Origin of the sequence: Paractinoplanes globisporus DSM 43857 (assembly GCF_000379645.1) — a bacterium.
Classification (GTDB): Bacteria; Actinomycetota; Actinomycetes; order Mycobacteriales; family Micromonosporaceae; genus Actinoplanes; species Actinoplanes globisporus.
Genome location: NZ_KB903294.1, coordinates 1,507,066 through 1,526,053, shown reverse-complemented (window position 1 = coordinate 1,526,053; position 18,988 = coordinate 1,507,066). Strand labels below are relative to the sequence as shown.

The 18,988-nt window shown below is 71.4% G+C and carries 18 protein-coding genes; 6 read left to right on the top strand and 12 right to left on the bottom strand.

Going from position 1 to position 18,988, the window contains the following annotated elements:
- The first annotated feature begins 50 nt into the window (after window positions 1-50).
- Window positions 51-2,000: an ABC transporter ATP-binding protein gene (locus A3CQ_RS0106720; RefSeq protein ID WP_020510157.1), complete on the top strand. Its 1,950-nt coding sequence runs from the start codon at window positions 51-53 to the stop codon at window positions 1,998-2,000.
- 167 nt (window positions 2,001-2,167) lie between these two features.
- Here A3CQ_RS0106720 and A3CQ_RS0106715 read toward each other — a convergent pair whose 3' ends face one another.
- From A3CQ_RS0106715 to A3CQ_RS0106700, 4 genes are read right to left on the bottom strand one after another with little or no spacing between them, the layout of a single operon-like run.
- A complete protein-coding gene (locus A3CQ_RS0106715) occupies window positions 2,168-2,725 on the bottom strand; it encodes a TIGR03086 family metal-binding protein (protein WP_026205401.1) in 558 nt (185 codons plus the stop codon).
- Complete coding sequence (mug, locus tag A3CQ_RS51735) at window positions 2,685-3,296, bottom strand: G/U mismatch-specific DNA glycosylase (RefSeq protein ID WP_020510155.1); 612 nt, start codon at window positions 3,294-3,296, stop codon at window positions 2,685-2,687. The genes A3CQ_RS0106715 and mug overlap by 41 nt, the downstream gene beginning before the upstream one ends.
- Window positions 3,286-4,041 carry an SDR family oxidoreductase gene (locus A3CQ_RS0106705; RefSeq protein WP_020510154.1) on the bottom strand — a complete coding sequence of 252 codons (756 nt, stop codon included), beginning with the start codon at window positions 4,039-4,041 and terminating at the stop codon, window positions 3,286-3,288. Before A3CQ_RS0106705 ends, mug begins: the two co-directional genes overlap by 11 nt.
- A gap of 17 nt (window positions 4,042-4,058) precedes the next feature.
- Window positions 4,059-4,805, bottom strand: a complete 747-nt coding sequence (locus tag A3CQ_RS0106700) for a helix-turn-helix domain-containing protein (protein WP_020510153.1) — start codon at window positions 4,803-4,805, stop codon at window positions 4,059-4,061.
- A gap of 130 nt (window positions 4,806-4,935) precedes the next feature.
- Here A3CQ_RS0106700 and A3CQ_RS0106695 point away from each other — a divergent pair, with 130 nt between their 5' ends.
- Window positions 4,936-5,304 (top strand): nuclear transport factor 2 family protein, encoded by a 369-nt coding sequence (locus A3CQ_RS0106695; RefSeq protein ID WP_020510152.1) that lies wholly within the window; start codon window positions 4,936-4,938, stop codon window positions 5,302-5,304.
- A gap of 25 nt (window positions 5,305-5,329) precedes the next feature.
- Here A3CQ_RS0106695 and A3CQ_RS0106690 read toward each other — a convergent pair whose 3' ends face one another.
- The 4 genes from A3CQ_RS0106690 to A3CQ_RS0106675 are packed head-to-tail and all read right to left on the bottom strand — an operon-like array spanning window position 5,330 to window position 8,091.
- Window positions 5,330-5,761 carry an SCO6045 C-terminal-like domain-containing protein gene (locus tag A3CQ_RS0106690; RefSeq protein ID WP_370657602.1) on the bottom strand — a complete coding sequence of 144 codons (432 nt, stop codon included), beginning with the start codon at window positions 5,759-5,761 and terminating at the stop codon, window positions 5,330-5,332.
- Window positions 5,758-6,582: an MbnB/TglH/ChrH family RiPP precursor modification enzyme gene (locus A3CQ_RS0106685; protein WP_020510150.1), complete on the bottom strand. Its 825-nt coding sequence runs from the start codon at window positions 6,580-6,582 to the stop codon at window positions 5,758-5,760. The genes A3CQ_RS0106690 and A3CQ_RS0106685 overlap by 4 nt, the downstream gene beginning before the upstream one ends.
- Window positions 6,575-7,477, bottom strand: coding sequence for a TIGR04222 domain-containing membrane protein (locus A3CQ_RS0106680; RefSeq protein WP_020510149.1), 903 nt, complete (start codon window positions 7,475-7,477; stop codon window positions 6,575-6,577). Before A3CQ_RS0106680 ends, A3CQ_RS0106685 begins: the two co-directional genes overlap by 8 nt.
- A 35-nt stretch (window positions 7,478-7,512) precedes the next feature.
- Window positions 7,513-8,091 carry a TetR/AcrR family transcriptional regulator gene (locus A3CQ_RS0106675; RefSeq protein WP_020510148.1) on the bottom strand — a complete coding sequence of 193 codons (579 nt, stop codon included), beginning with the start codon at window positions 8,089-8,091 and terminating at the stop codon, window positions 7,513-7,515.
- Window positions 8,092-8,256: 165 nt separating this feature from the next.
- Between A3CQ_RS0106675 and A3CQ_RS0106670 the strand changes: the two genes are divergently transcribed.
- Entirely contained in the window at window positions 8,257-8,904 is a 648-nt protein-coding gene (locus A3CQ_RS0106670) for an HAD family hydrolase (protein WP_020510147.1), read from the top strand.
- A gap of 139 nt (window positions 8,905-9,043) precedes the next feature.
- Window positions 9,044-9,943 carry a serine protein kinase RIO gene (locus A3CQ_RS0106665; RefSeq protein ID WP_020510146.1) on the top strand — a complete coding sequence of 300 codons (900 nt, stop codon included), beginning with the start codon at window positions 9,044-9,046 and terminating at the stop codon, window positions 9,941-9,943.
- A gap of 60 nt (window positions 9,944-10,003) precedes the next feature.
- Here A3CQ_RS0106665 and A3CQ_RS0106660 read toward each other — a convergent pair whose 3' ends face one another.
- Genes A3CQ_RS0106660 through acnA form a run of 4 tightly spaced genes read right to left on the bottom strand, consistent with a single transcriptional unit; the run spans window position 10,004 to window position 15,043 of the window.
- A complete protein-coding gene (locus A3CQ_RS0106660) occupies window positions 10,004-10,249 on the bottom strand; it encodes a DUF2630 family protein (protein ID WP_020510145.1) in 246 nt (81 codons plus the stop codon).
- A 9-nt stretch (window positions 10,250-10,258) separates the two neighbouring features.
- A complete protein-coding gene (locus A3CQ_RS0106655) occupies window positions 10,259-11,674 on the bottom strand; it encodes a DHA2 family efflux MFS transporter permease subunit (protein ID WP_157295365.1) in 1,416 nt (471 codons plus the stop codon).
- Window positions 11,671-12,213: a PadR family transcriptional regulator gene (locus A3CQ_RS0106650; protein ID WP_211216460.1), complete on the bottom strand. Its 543-nt coding sequence runs from the start codon at window positions 12,211-12,213 to the stop codon at window positions 11,671-11,673. Before A3CQ_RS0106650 ends, A3CQ_RS0106655 begins: the two co-directional genes overlap by 4 nt.
- A 52-nt stretch (window positions 12,214-12,265) precedes the next feature.
- Complete coding sequence (gene acnA, locus A3CQ_RS0106645) at window positions 12,266-15,043, bottom strand: aconitate hydratase AcnA (protein WP_020510142.1); 2,778 nt, start codon at window positions 15,041-15,043, stop codon at window positions 12,266-12,268.
- Window positions 15,044-15,227: 184 nt separating this feature from the next.
- Between acnA and A3CQ_RS0106640 the strand changes: the two genes are divergently transcribed.
- Window positions 15,228-15,617, top strand: a complete 390-nt coding sequence (locus tag A3CQ_RS0106640) for a DUF6841 family protein (RefSeq protein WP_020510141.1) — start codon at window positions 15,228-15,230, stop codon at window positions 15,615-15,617.
- 31 nt (window positions 15,618-15,648) lie between these two features.
- Window positions 15,649-18,900: a pullulanase-type alpha-1,6-glucosidase gene (gene pulA, locus A3CQ_RS0106635; protein ID WP_020510140.1), complete on the top strand. Its 3,252-nt coding sequence runs from the start codon at window positions 15,649-15,651 to the stop codon at window positions 18,898-18,900.
- Window positions 18,901-18,988 lie beyond the last annotated feature (88 nt).

The window sequence follows — 18,988 nt, the reverse complement described above, 5'->3', positions numbered from 1 at the left end:
CGGGCAGACTGTCACCTGCCCGCACCAACGACAGCCCGGGAGGTGAACCGATGGGCCCGTCCACGAGCATGTCCAGCTGGACCATGCTGCGCTCGATTCAGAATTCCGACAGCGTCACCAAGCACCGCCTGACGCGCGGCACCACCCGCCGGATCCTCCATTTCGCCCGTCCCTATCGCCGCGACATCGTGGTCTTCCTCATCACCGTGGTCCTCGACGCCTGCATCGGCGTGGCCACGCCGCTGCTGGCCGGTCACGTGGTCAACGCGATCACCGGCGGCGGTTCCGGCGCGGCCGCCCTGGTCATCCGCCTCGCCCTGGCCATCGCGATCCTCGCCGTGGTCGACGCGTTCCTGTCGCTCGCCCAGCGGTGGTACTCGGCCCGCATCGGCGAGGGCATCATCCTCGACCTGCGCACCCGGGTGTACGACCACGTCCAGCGCATGCCGCTGCAGTTCTTCACGCGTACCCAGACCGGCGCCCTGGTCAGCCGCCTCAACAACGACGTGATGGGCGCCCAGCGGGCGTTCACCTCGACGCTCTCCGGCGTGGTCAGCAACGTCATCCAGCTCGTGCTCACCGCCGCGGTGATGTTCAGCCTGTCCTGGCAGATCACCGCGCTGTCCCTCGTACTGCTGCCGATCTTCATCATCCCGGCCCGCCGGGTCGGCCGGCGGCTCGCCGAGATCACCCGCGAGTCGTACAACCTCGACGCGAAGATGAACGCGACGATGACCGAGCGGTTCAACGTCTCGGGCGCGCTGCTGGTCAAGCTGTTCGGCCGGCCCGACTCCGAGGCGCAGCACTTCTCCTCGCGGGCCGAGCGGGTCCGCGACATCGGCGTCCAGCAGGCGATGTTCTCCCGCACGTTCTTCGTGGCGATGCTGCTGGTCGCGTCGCTGGCCCAGGCGCTCACCTACGGCCTGGGCGGCTGGCTCGCGGTCACCGGCAGCGTCACCGCCGGCACGGTCGTGACGCTCGCGCTGCTGCTCACCCGCCTGTACGGACCGCTCACCGCGCTCAGCAACGTGCGGGTCGACGTGATGAGCGCGCTGGTCTCGTTCGACCGGGTCTTCGAGGTGCTCGACCTGAAACCGGGCATCGAGGAGAAACCCGACGCCGTCGACGTCCCGGCCGGCGCGGGCCGCGTCGAGTTCCGTGACGTCGAGTTCCGGTACCCGGCCGCCAGCGAGGTGTCGCTCGCCACTCTGGAGGACGTCGCCACTCTCGACCGCACCGAGACGGCGCCGGTCCTCAAGGGCGTCGACTTCGTCGTCGAGCCCGGTCAGATGGTCGCCCTGGTCGGCCCGTCCGGCGCCGGCAAGTCGACCACCTCGATGCTGGTCTCCCGGGTCTACGACGTCACCGGCGGCGCGGTGCTGGTCGGCGGCGTCGACGTGCGCGACGCGACGCTCGGGTCGCTGCGCGACACCATCGGCGTGGTCACCCAGGATTCGCATCTGTTCCACGAGACCATCGCGGAAAACCTGCGGTACGCGAAGCCCGACGCGACCGAGGAGGAGATGTGGGCGGCGCTCGAGGGTGCTCAGGTGGGTGACCTCGTCCGCGGCCTGCCCGACAAGCTCGACACGGTGGTGGGCGAGCGGGGCTACCGCTTCTCCGGCGGCGAGAAACAGCGGATCGCGATCGCCCGGTTGCTGCTCAAGCACCCGTCGATCGTCATTCTCGACGAGGCCACCGCCCACCTCGACAGCGAGTCCGAGGCGGCCGTGCAGCGGGCGCTGTCGGCGGCGCTGGCCGGGCGCACGGCGCTGGTCATCGCCCACCGGCTCTCCACCGTGCGCGACGCCGACCAGATCCTCGTCCTCGACGAGGGCCGCATCGTCGAGCGCGGCCGGCACGAGGAGTTGGTCGCGGCCGGCGGGCTGTACGCGGAGCTCTACCGCACCCAGTTCGCGGTGGCGTCCGGCGAGGCGCCGCCCTACGAGCAGGGAGACGTCGAGGTCGTGACGGTCCCGGCCGTCTCGATCGAACCGTGAGTGCCCGGCCCGTCCATCGCCGATGGGCGGGCCGCGCCGGCGTCGGCCCTGCCGCGGGCCGCGCCGCCGGCGGCGGGGCCACTTGCCGGCCCTGCGGTGGGCCGGGCCTGCGGCGGCGGGGCCTCTAGCCGGCCTTGCGGTGGGCCGGGCCTGCGGCGGCGGGGCCTCTAGCCGGCCTTGCGGCCGGTGTAGGCGAGCAGGCGGGCGAACTCGTCGGCGTCCGGCGGGAACTCCGTCATCTCGGCGAAGGCGCCTCGCTCGCGGCCCATCGGCGCCATCTTCTCGGTGAACGGGCCGACGGCCGCGACGACCTCGGGGTCCGGGGTGTAGGCCTGGCCGGTGGCCCGGGCCAGGTCCCAGCCGTGCACGGTGAGATCGACCAGCGCGAGGTTGGCGACCATCGCCTGCGGCATGCCCCGGCCCGGGTTGTCGCCCTCGACGGCGGCCGGGTCGGACCACGCCTCGACCAGTTTGCGGGTCTCGTCGGCGAACTGCGCCCGCCAGTCGCCGTGCAGGTGGTCCGGGTTGGCGGAGCGGTCGGGCGACTGCTTGGCGGCGATCGCCTGGAAGCGCACCACGACGTCGTACAGGTGGTTCATCAGGTCGCGGACCTGGAACTCGGCGCACGGCGTCGGGTCGGAGAGCTGCTCGTCGCCGATGCCACGCACCACGGGGACGGTCCGCTCAGCGGCGGCCGCCATCAACTCGCTGATCCTGGTCGTCATGACTGGTCACGCTAGTGGCTTCCCGCAGGCGGGCGAACTCCGCCGCGAGCCCGTCGAGCTGGAAGTGCGCGTTGAGGCCGCTCGGGTTGGGCAGCACCCAGACCGGGACGCCGCCGACCGTCTCCGGCTGCGGCCCGATCTTCGCCGTGCGCCGGGCGAAGGCCGTGCGGTAGGCGGTCACGCCGAGGACGGCCAGGTATCGGGGTTGCCAGCGGGCGGTGAGAGCGGCCAGGATCTCGCCGCCCTCGATCAGCTCGGCGGGGGAGAGCTCGTCGGCACGCGCCGTCGCCCGGGCGACCACGTTGGTGATGCCGAGACCCATCGCGGGCAGTCCGAACTGCTCCGACGGGTGCAGCAGCCGGGGAGTGAAGCCGGAGCGGTGCAGCGCCGGCCAGAAGCGGTTTCCCGGCCGGGCGAAGTGGTGGCCGGTGGCCGCCGAGTAGAGGCTCGGGTTGATGCCCGAGAACAGCACCCGCAGGCCGGGCCCGAGCAGGTCGGGGATGGTCCGGCCCGCGGCGGCGGCGACCTCGTCCGCGGTCGGGCGTCGAAGATCCGGCAGCTCAGAGGCCACGCATCGACCCGCCGTCGACCGGGACCATCAGGCCGGTCAGGTAGTTCGCGGCGGGGGAGAGCAGGAACGCGGCCACCTTCCCGAACTCCTCCGGCTCGCCGAGGCGGCGCAGCGGGATCGACTCGGCGGCTCGGGCCGCGGCCGCCGCCGGGTCGCCGGTGGCGCCGAACAGCTCCCGGTTGCGGTCGGTCATCACCCGGCCGGGCAGCAGCCCGACGATCCGGATCCCGCGCGGGCCGTACTCGTCGGCCATGTCCTTGACCGCCATCGCGAGGCCGGGCCGCAGCCCGTTGGACAGGCCCAGCCCGGGGGCCGGCTCCTTCGCCGTCGTCGACAGCACCACGCCGATCGAGCCGCCCTCGGACAGCGTGCCGGCGACGGTTCGCATCATGCGCACCGATCCGAGGAACACGGTCTCGAAGGCCGATCGCCACTGCTCGTCGGTCATCGTGGCGGCGGTGCCCGGCGTGGGCCCGCCCACCGACACGAGCGCGCCGTCGATCCGGCCGAAACGGCTCGTCGCCTCGCGGATCAGCAGGCCGGGCGTCTCCTGGTCGGTGAGGTCGGCGGCCACCCCGGCGGCCTGCGGCCCGAGCGACTCGGCCGCCGCGGCCACGTGGCCGGCGTCGCGGGAGGAGAGCACCACCCGCGCCCCGTCCGCGACGAGCGCCCGCGCGGTGGCGAAGCCCAGACCGCGCGAGCCCCCGGTGATGATGTAGACGCGTCCGTCGAGTCCGAGATCCATAGCGTCGATCCTGCCACTCAGCGGTGGCGCAGAGCGGAGGCGGTCGCGGCGTCGGCGGGCAGGAACGACTCGATGGCCAGCTCGGCCAGCGTGACGTCGAGGGGCGTGCCCAGCACCGCGGTGATGCTGAAGAACGCGAGATCGCCGAAGCGCAGCGGCACGACCAGCCCGCTCGGCGTTCCGGAGACCCGCCCGCCCGGGTACGCGGCCAGCTCCTCGTGCAGGGCGCGCAGCTCGGGGTCGGCCGTGTGCGCGGCCTGTTGGTCGAGCCGGTGCAGCACATGCGTCCGCCACTCGGCGAGATTCCGGATCCGCGGCGCCATCCCGTCGGGGTGCAGCGAGAGCCGCAGCACGTTCACCGGCGGCTCGAGCAGCCAGTCCGCGCACCCGTCGAGGAACCTCACGACCGCCGCGTTCGAGTCGATCATGGTCCAGTGCCGGTCGACCAGCACCGCCGGGTAGGGGTCGTGGCCGTCGAGCACATCCCGCAGCGACGACAGCACGTCGGCCAGTGGCGCGTCGCCCAGCCCGGTCTCGGCCCAGGCGGGCGCGTACCCGCCGGCCAGGAGCAGCTCGTTCTGCCCGCGCAGCGGCACCTCCAGGCGCGACGCGATCCGCAGGATCATCTCGCGGGTCGGCCGGGCCCGGCCGGTCTCCACGAACGACAGGTGCCGCGCCGACACCCCGGCCCGCGACGACAGCTCGAGCTGGCTCATCCGCCGATCGGTCCGCCACGTCCGCAGCAGCGTTCCCACGTCGCTCATGCCCGCAGCGTAGGGACCGGGCGGGAGTCGCCGCCATTACCTCCGGGGTAATCGACGGCACTCCCGGGCCGGGGCGAGGCTCTTCCCTGTCAAACGACGCGAGGACAAGACACGAGGGAAGGAAACGACAATGAGCGACTTCGACAGCGTGGTGAAGCGGTACCTGGACGTCTGGAACGAGACCGACCCGGCGAAGCGGCGGGCGGCGATCGACGACCTGTTCGCCGACGACGTCCGATACATCGACCCGCTGGCCTCGGTGAGCGGGCGGGAGGAGCTGGACGGGCTGATCGCCGCGGCCCAGGGGCAGTTCCCGGGCCTGGCGTTCAGCCTCGGCGATCACCCGGTCGACGCGCACCACGACCAGGCCCGCTTCACCTGGCACCTCGGCGCCGACCCGGCCGCCGAGCCGCTGGTCGTGGGCTTCGACGTGGCCGAGCTGGACGCCGACGGCCGCATCCGCCAGGTGCTCGGCTTCCTCGACAAGGTCCCGGGCTGACGATGAGGCCTCGTGCGGTCCGCTTTCAGCGGGAGCGGCGCATCACGCGTACGCGGCCTGCGATGTGCACCACGACGGTGCCGGAAGCGGACCGCACGGCCGGACCACGACGCGGTCTGGGTGCGGAGGCGCCGTCATAGATCCACCGCGCCTCCCGCTCGGCCAGCTCCTCCCCGGCCGCGGCCGGAAGATCGGCCCGGAGGTCGCGGGCGAAATCCCAGCCGTCCCGCAGCGATCCCTGGGTCGGGCGAGTCCGTGCCCAGGCCGTGAACTCTCGCTTCCAGCCGTCACCGAGGGCCGATGCCAGCATCGGCCACTGCCGCGCGACCTCACCGGCCCGCTTGCGCAGCAACGCGACTCGCGCCGCGTTCACCCGATCAGGATCAAAGCCAGGTGGTACGGGTTTGCCCGAGGTCAGCGCTTCGACGAGCTCGGCCTGCCGAGCGGCGAGACTCATCCGGTGACCGCCGGACATCCGGCCGCGGCGGCGATCGCGTCCAGCTCGGACCGCAGCTCCGCGGCCGGGGGATAGTCGCCGTCGCGCTCCAGCATCAGGGCCGGCGGACGGTGTCGCGCGCACAGCTCGGCGACCAGGTCGAGTACCGCCGGCGGCACCGCGTCGGTGTGCGTGTCGTGGTAGAGGCCCTGGTGCTCGGCGCCGCCGGCCACGTGGACGTAGGCGACCCGGTCGAGCGGCAGCTTGTCGAGCAGCTCGAGCGGGTCCTCGCCGCGGTTGCGGGCGTTCGCGTAGACGTTGGCGATGTCGAGCAGGAGCAGCGCGCCCGTACGGTCGAGGATCTCGGTGAGGAAATCGGCCTCGGACATCTCGTCGTCCGGCCAGTCGAACAGCGCCGCGATCGGCTCGAGGGCCAGCGGCACCGGCAGCTCGGCGGTCGTGCGGGCCACGTTCGCCACCACCGCGTCGACCGCCTCCCGGCTGCGCGGGATCGGCAGCAGGTGGCCGGCCTCGATGCCGGCCGCCCGCACGAACGCGATGTGCTCGCTGACCAGCGGCGCGCCGAGCCGCTCGGCGACCGCGGCCAGGTGGCCGACCCGCTGCGGCTCGACCGGGTCGGCTCCGCCCAGCGACAGCCGCACCCCGTGCGGGACGACGGTGACGCCGCGGTCGAGCAGCGCGGGCAGGCCCTCGGGCAGGTCGCCGTGTGCGTGCACGGACTCGGCGACGACCTCGGCGAAGCGCAGGCCGGGCAGGCCGGCGACGAACCCGGCGATCTCCGGACGCCAGCCGATGCCCACCCCGTACGCGGTCTCAGCCACCGCAACCACCGCCCCCGCCGCAGCCGCCCCCGCCGCAGGAGCTGCTGCCCCCGCACGAGCTGCTGCTTCCGCAGCTGCCGCCGGCCGCGCCGGTGGAGCCGGTGGACAGGCCGCCCGCGATGGCCCGCTGGATCTCGGCCTCGGCCGCGAAGGCGGGGTCCATGGCGTAGAGCGAGGCCGCCCCGAACAGCGCCACCCCCATCGCGGCACCCGCCGCGCCGTAGGTCGCGTAGGCCGGCGACTGGGCCGGAGCGAGATAGCCGTGCTCGGTGCGCAGTTCCCGCAGCCGCGTGACGGCCGTGGTGGTGGCGATCCGCTTGGTGCGGGACGCCGCGAACGTGAAGATCGCGGTGAAGAAGAGGGCCGGGAAGAGGAAGCCGATCGGCTTGCCGTTCTGGGCGCCCGCGACGAGCCGGAGGACGCAGATCAGCAGCAGCGCGCCGCCCGCGAAGCCCCAGAGCCGGGCCCGCTTGATCGTCTCGCGGGAAACGGCGAGGCCGCGCCGCTCGAGGCCGGCGCGCAGGTCGTCGAGGGCGGACCGCACCCACTGATCGTCGGTGAGCTCGCGGGTGCGGATCTGCCGGCTCGCGGCGTGGTGGACGGCGGAGTCGAGTGGGGTGACGCCGGACGGAATGGGTCCGGTCTGTACGAGGGCGCGCCCGGTGGTGCCGAGGGCGCCGGCTGCGCGGAGGCCGCCGAGCGAGGCGTAGAGGGCCAGCCGGTCGCCGCCGTTGAGGTAGGCGATCTGCTGCGGACCGAGGTCGTCGACCCGGGCGTTCTTGTCGCCCCGGAAGAGGATCCGACGGTGGATCGCGGCCGCGGCCGCGATGGCGATCAGCGCGATGAAGAACCCGACGATGAAGGTCGGGCCAGGAATCCCCCAGGTGTCCTGCATGGCCTCATTGTGCAGAGGCTCGCAACGCCGTCTTTCTATCTTCGCCGTACGGCTTCTTCGACCACGTCGAGGACGCGGCTCAGCTCGCCGGGCGGACGGCCCGTGGCCAGGTGCAGGACGAGCCCGTCGTACGCCAGCTCGAGGAACTGGGTGAGCACCTCGACCGGGACGTCGTCGCGCAGCACGCCGGCCTCGCGCTGGCGCTGGAGGCGGTGGCGGGTGGCGTCGGCGATGGCCGCCGAGCGCTCGGCCCAGCGCTTGGCGAACGCCGGGTCGGTGCGCAGCCGGCGGGACACCTCGAGCTGGGTGCCGAGCCAGCCGGCCGTGTCGCCGTCGCTGCTGCCGGCCCGCTCGAGCAGGTCGCGCATCACCTGGACCAGGCCGTTGCGGGCGACGGTCTCGACCATGGCGGCGGCGTCGTCCTCGGCGACGGCGAGGAACAGCGATTCCTTGTCGCGAAAATGGTGGAAAATCGCGCCCCGGGACAGTCCGGTGGCATCCTCGAGGCGACGAACCGTGGCACCCTCGTAGCCGAACCGCGCGAAGCAGTCGCGCGCCGCCGCGAGGATCTCGTGGCGTCGCGCCTCCAGCTGGTCCTGACTTACTCTGGGCACGCCTTGGATCGTGTCACGCTGGCGGTTCGCTCTGCAATCCGTACGTACGTCTTGTCAACGACGACGTCCGTCACGACCGGATGATGCGAAATCCACCATCCGGTCCAGAAGTTGTTAACAGTCCTGGACTGTTCGCTTCCGCCCCACCTCACGTAAAGTGCGCGGGTGCCCCTCGTGCTCATCGCTCTCGACGACACCCTGCTCGACCGCAGCGGTGCGTTCAGGCTGTGGGCCAAGGGTTTCCTGGACGAGATCGGCGCGCCACAGGACGATCTCGACTGGTTACTCTCCGTCGATGCTGACGGCCTTACTCCCCGTTGGGACCTGGCCGATCTGATCCGCGACCGGTACCAGCTGAACGTTCCCTCGATCGACGTGCTCGACGAGCTGCGCGAGGGGCCGCTGGCGTTCGAGCGGCTCGACCCGCTCGTCGGGTGCGCCCTGCAGATCGCCGGCGACGCGGGGCTCGTGCCGGTGGTGGTCACCAACGGGCAGTCCGAGATTCAAGATTCCCGGATCCGGCGTACGGGACTCGACCGGTACATCGCGGACTGGGTGATCTCCGAGCGGGCCGGGGTGAGCAAGCCGAACCCGCGGATCTTCGCGCTGGCCGCGCAGCGGGTGCGGATGCGGCTCGGCGGCGCCTGGGTGGTGGGCGACAGCCCCGAGGCCGACATCGGCGGGGCGGCGGCGATGGGCCTGCCCAGCGTGTGGCTGCACCGCGGGCGGGACTGGGTGGACAACCGGTTCGCGCCGACCAAGGTGGTGGGGAACGTGATCCAGGGGATCTCCGCCATCATGGCCGCCCAATAAATAGGTTGCGGCTGTTCCTGGCGCCCGGCAGTCTGGGCGCGTTCGTTTCTTCGGGAGAGAAGGGGGTGGACCAGATGGCCGTCTTTGTGATGCCTGCTGTCCAGATCTTCCTTCCTTCTTTCTCTGAGGAGACCCTCCAGTGCGCTCGCACGAGACTTTCCGCCGCCGCCGCAAGTTCGACGACGACGAGCCAGACTTCCTGAAACGCGGCCGCCTCGAGCCGCAGCTTTCCGAAGAGCCCGACCTGCCCGAGACCGGCGACAACTGGTCCACCTGGGACGGCGCGCTCCACGGCCCCGAGCCCCGCCCCGAGTGGGTCCGCACCGAGCACGGCGCGGTCGACGACGAGCTGGGCATGCTCAAGACCGGCAAGGAAGCCGACGTCTTCCTGGTACGCCGGCACGTTCCCGACACCGACAAGATCAGCATGCTGGCCGCCAAGCGGTACCGCGACGGCGACCACCGGCTGTTCCACCGCGATGCCGGCTATCTCGAGGGCCGGCGGGTCCGCCGCTCCCGGGAGATGCGGGCCATGACCAACCGCACCTCGTTCGGCAAGCAGATGATCGCCGGGCAGTGGGCGGAGGCCGAGTTCGGCGCCCTCTCCCGGCTGTGGGAGATCGGGCGGGCCAGCGGGCTGGTCCGGGTGCCCTACCCGGTGCAGCTCATCGGCACCGAGCTGATGCTGGAGTTCATCGGCGACTGGGAGACCGGGGAGGCCGCGCCGCGGCTCGCCCAGGTGCGCGCCGACCACGACACGCTGGCCGACCTGTGGCGGCAGATGACCGACGCGCTGTCGGTTCTCTCCCGGGCGCAGGTGGCACACGGCGACCTGTCGCCGTACAACACGCTGGTGCACGACGGCACGCTCGTGCTCATCGACCTGCCGCAGATCGTCGACGTCATCGCCAACCCGCAGGGCGCCGACTTCATCGCCCGCGACGTGCGCAACGTCGCCGGCTGGTTCACCCAGCGCGGGCTGCGGGTCGACGCCGACGATCTGCTGGACCGCCTGCTGCACGAGGCGGGCCTGCGATGACCCGCCGCACGCGCCCCGGCCCGCGGCCGCCCAGTCCGAGGCGGCCGCGGCCGGGCCGCATCACTGCAGGTAGCCCTCGACCTCGGTGACGCTGTGGGCCTGCTCCGAGTTCGGGTCGTTGCCGACCTCGCGGGCGGCCCGGCGCCGGCGAAGCAGGTCCCAGCACTGGTCCAGCGCCACTTCCAGCTCCTGCAGCCGGGCGTGCTCCTCCGTGGAGGAGATCTTGCCCTGGCTCAGCTGCTGCCGCAGCTTGTGCTCCTCATCGACCAGACCGTGGATCCGGTCCAGCACATTGTTGTCATCCATGACCGCAGCCTATTCACCGGCGGCTTTCCCACCAGCCCCGGAGTCCGATCTCGCGCTGATCGTGTCGAGCGCCACCTCGGGCGTACGGGCGGGGAGGCGCAACGACAGCAGGGCCGCGCCCGCGGCGACGGCGGTGAGGATCAGGCCGATCTCGTGGAAGGCGGGCACCGCGCCCGTGTGGACGGCCCGGGCGGCCAGCAGGGAGCCGAGGATGCCCACGCCGAGGGAGCCGCCCAGCCGCTGGGCGATGTTGAAGAGGGTGTTGCCGTCGGCGAGCTTGGTGTCCGGCAGCGGGGCGAGCATCACCGCCAGCAGGGGAGTGATGCCGAAGCCGATGGCGGCGGCCCGGCCGGACAGGATCAGGGCCGTCGCCCACAACGGGGTGGCCGGGGTGAGCAGGAGCAGGCCGGCGCTGGCCACGGCCAGGACCGCGAAGCCGGAAACGACCAGGTAGCGGGTGCCGTAACGGATGCTCAGGCGTTGGCCCAGCGCGGTGCCGACGCCGGTGATCAGGCCCTGGGGGAGCAGGGCCAGACCGGTGGCGAAGGCCGTGTGGTGTTGCACCGACTGGGTGAAGACCGGTAGCAGGAAGACCGCCGCGAACGCGACCACGGAGGAGCAGACGCTCAGCGCCAGGGCCAGGGCGGAGCGGTGATGGCGCAACACCGTAAGGTCGACGGCCGGTTCCTGCGTTTGTGCGCCCCACCACGCGTACAGCAAAAGGAGCGCGAGGCCGGCGGTGAGGGTGACCATCGCCAGGGGATTCGTCCAGCCCGCGGTGGTGGCGCGGCTGGCGCCGAAGAGGGTGCTGACCAGGCCGGCGCTGAGCAGGACGAGACCGAGCGGGTCGGGTCGTGCGTGGCCGTCGGCGGCAGGGGCCACACCGGCGGGGAGGCGACGCACGCCGAGCAGGGCCAGGGCGCCGACCGGCACGTTGATCAGAAAGATCCAGCGCCAGCCGCCGGCCGCGATCAGCAGCCCGCCCAGGGACGGCCCGATGGCCGGGGCCAGGAAGAACAGGATGCCGGCGGCCACTGGGATCTGGCGGGCGGCGCCCTGGCGGCCGAGCAGAATGCTCATCGCGAGGGGGACGAGCGGCGCGCCGGAGAAGCCCTGGACGGCGCGGGCGGCGATGAGCGCGCCGATGCCCGGGGACGCGGCGCAGGCGGCCGACGCCAGGAGGAATGCCGCCAGCGCGATGGCGTAGACGCGCATCGTGCCGAAGCGCCGGGCCAGGTAGGACGTGGTGGTCAGGCCGGCCGCCAGGGCCAGCAGGTAGCCGCTGACCACCCACTGCGTGGTGGCCAGGCCGGCGTTCAGCTCGCGGGCGATGTCGGGGACCGCGACGTTGACGATCGACGAGTCCACCATGGTCAGCAGAGGGCCGGCCAGCAGGCCCAGCTGCATGAGAGGGCTCAGCCTCATTCGTCGGCCAGCTCGGTGAGCCGAGCTATCCAGGACAGCTCGCGGTCGATGCGATCGGTCAGCTCGGCCACGACCAGACCACCCCAGCGGTGGTTGCGGGGACTGGCGGCGGTGCGGCCGGCCAGGTCGTGCATGTGGGCCCGCTGTTTCCGGACGGCCTCGGCGCGAGCGGCGAGCACGCGCCGGCGTTCCTCCGGCGTGAGCTGCTCGAACTGGCCGAGGCGGGTGAGAAACTCGGGCTCGTCGGCCGCCTGGTCGGCCGGCAGGTCGGCGAGCATGTCGTGCAGCAGCTCACGCCCAACCTCGGTCAGTTCATACACGTGCCGAGGCGGGCGGCCCTCCTGAGCCTCGGCGGTCTTGGTGACGGCGCCCGCCTCCTCGAAGCGACGCAGCGCCGGATAGAGCGTGTTGTTGTGCAACGCGTACGCCGTGGTCTCGCTGACCTTGCGTTTGAGCTCGTACCCGTGCACCGGCCCGCGCTGGAGGTGGCTGAGGATCACGATGTCCATGTACATGCCGTCCAGTTTGACATAGGTCAAGCTGGACTAGGTGTGCCAAAAAAGCCCCGCCCTGTGCGGGCGGGGCCTTTGGTCAGCTGTGCAGCATCTTCCGGAGAACGAACTGGAGGATGCCGCCGTGGCGGTAGTAGTCCGCCTCGCCGGGGGTGTCGATGCGGACGTCGGCATCGAACTCGACGCCCGTGTCCGTACGGACCTTGACGGTCGACGGGATGTCGGCGCCGTCGTTCAGCGCCGTGACGCCGGTGATCGTGAAGGTCTCGGTGCCGGTCAGGCCCAGCGACTCCGCGTTCGTCTTGGGCGGGAACTGCAGCGGCAGCACGCCCATGCCGATCAGGTTGGAGCGGTGGATGCGCTCGTAGCTCTCGGCGATGACCGCGCGGACGCCGAGCAGCATCGTGCCCTTGGCCGCCCAGTCCCGCGACGAGCCGGAGCCGTACTCCTTGCCGGCCAGGATGACCAGCGGGATGCCCGCCTCCTGGTAGGCCACCGAGGCGTCGTAGATCGTGGTCTGGTCGCCGGTCAGGTGGTTGACCGTGAAGCCACCCTCGACGCCCGGCACCAGCTGGTTGCGCAGCCGGATGTTGGCGAACGTGCCACGGATCATGACCTCGTGGTTGCCCCGGCGCGAGCCGTAGCTGTTGAACTCGTGGCGCGGCACGCCGTGCTCGGCGAGGTACTTGCCGGCGGGCGAGTCCGTCTTGATCGAGCTGGCCGGCGAGATGTGGTCGGTGGTCACCGAGTCGCCGAGTTTCGCGAGCACCCGGGCGCCGGCGATGTCCTCGACCGGGGACGGCTGAGCGGCCATGCCCTCGAAGTACGGGGGCTTCCGCACGTACGTCGAATCGTCCGCCCAGTCGAAGGTCTCGCCTTCGGGCGTGGGCAGCGACTGCCAGCGCTCGTCGCCCGCGAAGACGTCCGAGTACGCCGACGAGAAGCCGGACGCGCCGATCGCGGAGGCGATGACGTCGTCGACCTCCTTGGCGCTCGGCCAGATGTCGTTCAGGTAGACCGGCTGACCGTCGCTCCCGGTGCCGAGCGGTTCCGAGGTGATGTCCAGGTCCATCGTGCCGGCCAGCGCGTACGCGACCACCAGCGGCGGCGAGGCCAGGTAGTTCATCTTCACGTCCGGGTTGATCCGGCCCTCGAAGTTCCGGTTGCCGGAGAGCACGCTGACCGCGGTCAGGTCTTCCGCGTTGATCGCCGCCGAGATCGCTTCGGGCAGCGGGCCGGAGTTGCCGATGCACGTCGTGCAGCCGTAGCCGACCAGGTTGAAGCCGAGCTTGTCGAGGTACGGCGTCAGGCCGGCCCGGTCGTAGTAGTCCATGACGACCTTGGAGCCCGGTGCGAGGGTGGTCTTGACCCACGGCTTGCGGGTCAGGCCACGGTCGACCGCGTTCTTCGCCAGCAGCGCGGCGCCGATCATGACCTGCGGGTTCGAGGTGTTGGTGCACGAGGTGATCGCGGCGATCACGACGGCGCCGTGGTCGAGCTCGAACTCGACGCCGTCCTCGTCGGTGACCCGGGTCGGCTTCGACGGCCGGCCATTGGCGCCCTTGGCCGCACTCTCGAACTTGTGAGGCTTGTCCGAATCATCGGAGATGGCGTTGGCGGGCGAGTCGGAGGCCGGGAAGGACTCCTCGCTGGCCTCGTCGGCATGGCCCGTCGCCTGGACATAGTTGGTGAGGGCGTCGCGGAACATCGGCTTCGCGCTGTTCAGCGGGACGCGGTCCTGCGGGCGCTTCGGGCCGGCCAGCGACGGGACGATCGTCGACAGGTCGAGCTCGAGGCGCTCCGAGTAGTCGGGCTCGGCCTGCGGGTCGAGCCAGAGACCCTGGCGTTTCGCGTACGCCTCGACCAGCGCGACCTGCTCGTCGGAGCGGCCGGTCAGTTGGAGGTACTTGATGGTCTCGCCGTCGATCGGGAAGATCGCGCAGGTCGAGCCGTACTCCGGCGACATGTTGCCGATCGTGGCCCGGTTGGCCAGCGGAACCGCGCTCACGCCGGGGCCGTAGAACTCGACGAACTTCGAGACCACACCGTGCTCGCGGAGCATCTCGGTGATCGTGAGCACCAGGTCGGTCGCGGTGGTGCCGGCCGGCATCTCGCCGGAGAGCTTGAAGCCGACGACCCGCGGGATCAGCATGCTGACCGGCTGGCCGAGCATCGCGGCCTCGGCCTCGATGCCGCCGACGCCCCAGCCCAGCACGCCGAGGCCATTCACCATCGTCGTGTGCGAGTCGGTCCCCACGACCGTGTCGGGATAGGCCTGACCGTTGCGCTCCATGATCGTACGGGCCAGGTATTCGATGTTGACCTGGTGAACGATGCCGGTGCCGGGCGGGACGACCTTGAACTCGTTGAACGCGGTCTGGCCCCAGCGGAGGAACTGGTAGCGCTCGCGGTTCCGCTGGTATTCCAGCTCGACGTTGCGGGCGAAGGCGTCCTCGCGGCCGAACAGGTCGGCGATCACCGAGTGGTCGATGACCAGCTCGGCCGGTGCGAGGGGGTTGACCTTGGTAGCGTCGCCGCCCAGCTCCTTCACGGCCTCGCGCATGGTGGCCAGGTCGACCACGCACGGCACGCCGGTGAAGTCCTGCATCAGCACCCGCGCCGGCGTGAACTGGATCTCCACGCTCGGGTCGGCGGACGAGTCCCAGCCGCCGAGCGCCCGGATGTGGTCGGCCTTGATGTTGGCGCCGTCCTCCGTCCGGAGCAGGTTCTCCAGGAGGATCTTCAAGGAGTAGGGCAGGCGGTCATGCCCCTCGACCTTGTCGATCGTGAAAATCTCGTAGCTCGCGTCTCCGACGCGCAGCTCGCTCTTCGCACCAAAGGTGTCGAGGCTGGCCACGTCATCTCCTTCACCCAGCGACTGGAAGTCAAGTCAGTCTTGCGCACCGGCTCGGGCGCTCCCGGAGTTAGGCGAACCTAACTCTCGGTTCACGTTTCCTGTAAACCGTACGTCCGTCTTGTAATACGCCGCAAGGCGGGGTGCCATGTTTACCCCGGGCGCGCGGCGGGGTACACGGGGCCTCGTGCGGGCTCCTACCGACCTCACCGTTCTCTCCGACTTCTTCGACCGCTACGGCGCCGCCCTCACGACGGGTGACGTCACGGCGGTGGCCGGCTGCTACGCGTTGCCCGGCATGGTGGTCGCCGACTCCTACAGCTTCACTTTCACCTCTCCCGCCGCGGTGGCCCTGTCCTTCCTCGGCGCCGCTCCCGGCTACCGGGAGCAGCGGATCGTCGCCGCCAACGCCCAGTTCCTCGACGTGCGGCAGCTCTCCGAGGCGCTGATCATGGTCGAGGTCGAGTGGGAATACCTCGACAGCGAGGGCCAGGCGCTCAGCGGGGAGCGCTTCCATTACCTGCTCCGTACGGACACGAGCGGCCCTCGGATCACCACGGTCGTCGCGACCCACTGAAACTGTCGTACGCCGGTGCGAGGATGACCCGGTGACCACGATCGAGATCGCCCCCGCCGCTCCCACCACCCGGTGCCGACCGCAGTGGCTCGTCGTGCACTACGCACGACCCGACGGGGACTACTCACCCTGGTGGCTGCACGCCTGGGGGGACATCGCCCCCGGCCAGAACGGTCACTATCCGGGTGGCGCCCCTTTTGTCGGTGAGGACTCCTACGGCCGCTTCGCCTGGGTGCGGCTGGCCGAGGGGGCCCGCAACGTGGGATTCCTGCTGGTCGACCACGCCGGCGGGAAGGATGTCGAGGTTGATCGCCATGTCGACCCCTCGGTGACGCCGGAGATCTGGCTGCGCCCGGGCGACGCCGAGATTTATACCGCCGTGCCCTCTTTTTCTGATCCTGAGGAACAGGTCGCGGTCATCCACTATCGCCGCCCCGGTGGCGACTATGCGGGCTGGGGCATGCATGCCTGGGAGGGGACCCCGCGAAAACCCTCGTGGGATCGCCCGATTTCTCCGGATTCTTACGACGCCTTCGGCGCCGTTTTCCGTGTGCCGGTCCGGGCCGATGCCGCCGGCCTGCGCTTCGTCCTGCACCGCGGCGAAACCAAGGACCTCCCCGACGACCAGCGGCTCGATCTCACCGTGGCCCGCGAGGCCTGGGTGCTCGCCGAGACGGTCGCGCCCGTGCGGCCCGATGTGGGCACGCTCGGTCCCGAGCTCGACCCGGCCCGCCAGCTCGCCGTCTTCCTCGACCGGACGACGATCGCCCTGCCCGAGCGGTTCGCCCAGCGTGCCGCCGGGTTCACGCTGGTCGCCTCCGCCGGTGGCAGCGTGCGGCGCGAGGGCGACGAGATCGCCGGCGAGTTCACCACGCTGCCGCTCACCGCCCGCCCCGGCGGCCTCTTCCAGGCGCAGAGCCGCCGCTTCCCGCACCTGCGGGCCTATCGCGCGTTCTCGGTGCGCGAGCTGGGCGACGCCGCCCTGGGCTACCTGCTGCGCGGCCAGCTGCTGGTGGCCGGCCGCGACGCCGACGGCCGGGTCACCGCCCTCACCGGCGTGCAGCTGCCCGGCGTCCTCGACGATCTGTACGCGGAGGCCGCCGACGCCGAGCTCGGCCTGGTCATGACCGACGACCGCCCCCAGTTGTCGGTCTGGGCGCCGACCGCGCGCACGGTCGAGCTCGAGCTGTTCCGCACCCTGCGCGACGAGCCCAAGGTGCTCCCGATGGACCGGGACGCGATCACCGGCGTCTGGTCGGTCGCCGGTAAGCGCAAATGGCTGGGCCGCTATTACCGCTACCGCGTCGAGGTGTGGCACCCGGCCGCCCAGCGCATCGTCACCACCAGCGTCACCGACCCGTACTCGCTGGCCCTGGCCGTCGACTCGACGCACAGCCTGCTGATCGACCTCGCCGACCCGGCGCTCAAGCCGCCCGGCTGGGACGCGCTGGCCAAGCCGCCGGTGGTCGCCCCCGCCCGCGCGCAGATCGCCGAGGTGTCGATCCGCGAGTTCTCGATCTTCGACGGCACGCTGCCGCCCGCCGAGCGGGGGACGTATGCGGCGTTCACCCGCCCCGACGCCGCCTGCATGCGGCACCTGCGGTCGCTGGCCGACGCCGGTCTCACCCACCTGCACCTGCTGCCGGCGTTCGACTTCGCGACCGTCCCCGACCGGCGCTCCGACCAGGCCCAGCCCGCGTGCGACCTGGCCTCCTTCCCGCCCGACTCGCCTCGCCAGCAGGAAGAGGTGATGGCGGTCGCCGACGAGGACGGGTTCAACTGGGGGTACGACCCGTGGCACTACACGGCGCCCGAGGGCAGCTTCGCCGTCGAGCCGGCCGGGCCGTACCGGGTGCTCGAGTTCCGCAAGATGGTGGCCGCCCTCAACGAGGCCGGGCTTCGCGTGGTGATGGACGTCGTCTACAACCACGCCATGGAGGACGGGCTGCACAAGTTCGCGGTCCTCGACCGGGTGGTGCCCGGTTACTACCACCGTCAGCTCTTCGACGGCTCGACCGCCGAGTCGACCTGCTGCCCCAACACGGCCACCGAGCACACGATGATGGGCCGCCTCGTCGTCGACTCGATCGTCACCTGGGCCCGGGAGTACAGGGTCGACGGCTTCCGCTTCGACCTGATGGGCCACCACCCGCGGGCCAACATCCTGGCGGTGCGGGTCGCGCTCGACCATCTGCCCGGCGGGCGCGACATCTACCTGTACGGCGAGGGGTGGAACTTCGGCGAGGTGGCGTACGACGCCCGCTTCGCCCAGGCCACCCAGGTCAACATGGCCGGAACCGGCATCGGCACGTTCAACGACCGGCTGCGCGACGCGGTCCGCGGTGGCGGCTCGTTCGGCGACGACCCGTCCGTGCGGGGCTTCGCGACCGGGCTCGGCTCGCACACCCCGCTGTGGATCCACGACCGGATAAAGGTGGGCCTGTCCGGCGCCCTGTCGACGTACCGCTTCGTCACCCACACCGGCGCCGAGCAGGCCGGGGCCCAGATCGACTACAACGGCTCACCGAGTGGCTATGCGCTCGCTCCCGGCGAGACGGTCAACTACGTCGACGCCCACGACAACGAGATCCTGTACGACGCGCTCGCCTTCAAGCTGCCCCGCGACATCGCCCCGGTCGACCGCGCCCGCATGCAGATCCTCGCGCTGTCCGTGGTCGTCCTCGGCCAGGGCGTCGGCTTCATGGCCCTGGGCAGTGAGCGGTTGCGGTCCAAGTCGCTCGACCGCAACTCGTTCAACTCCGGCGACTGGTTCAACCAGATCCGCTGGAAACCCGGCCAGGGCAACGGCTTCGGCCTCGGCCTGCCCCCGGCCCACGACAACGAGGACAAGTGGCCGTGGGCGGCGCCGCTGCTGGCCGATCCCACCCTGGTCCCGTCGCCCGAGCTGGTCGCGATGACCGCCGAGCGCTATCGCGAACTGCTGCGGGTGCGCCGCTCCTCACCGGTCTTCGGCCTGCCCACCGCCGAGGAGGTGCAGCGTCGCCTGACCTTCCCGCTGGGCGGCCCGGCCGAGACCCCCGGCGTGATCGTCATGTCCCTCGACGGCACCGGCCTCGACCCGCGATGGCGCCGCGTCGTGGTCGTCTTCAACGCCACCGAGCTCCCCACCTCCCAGACGGTGCCGGAGCTGTCCGCCTTCACCCTGCACACCCACCCCGACCTGACCGCCTCGGCCGACCCCGTCCTCCGCACCGCCACCGCCACCGTCGGCGTGCTCACCGTCCCACCCCGCTCGGTCGCCGTCTTCGTCGCCGACCTCTGACGACCGCCGGCGGGGGTGGGGTTCGCCTCGGGCGGTTGCCTCCGGCGCGGGCGGGGTGCGGGGCTGCGCTACATTGCGCCGCGCGCGG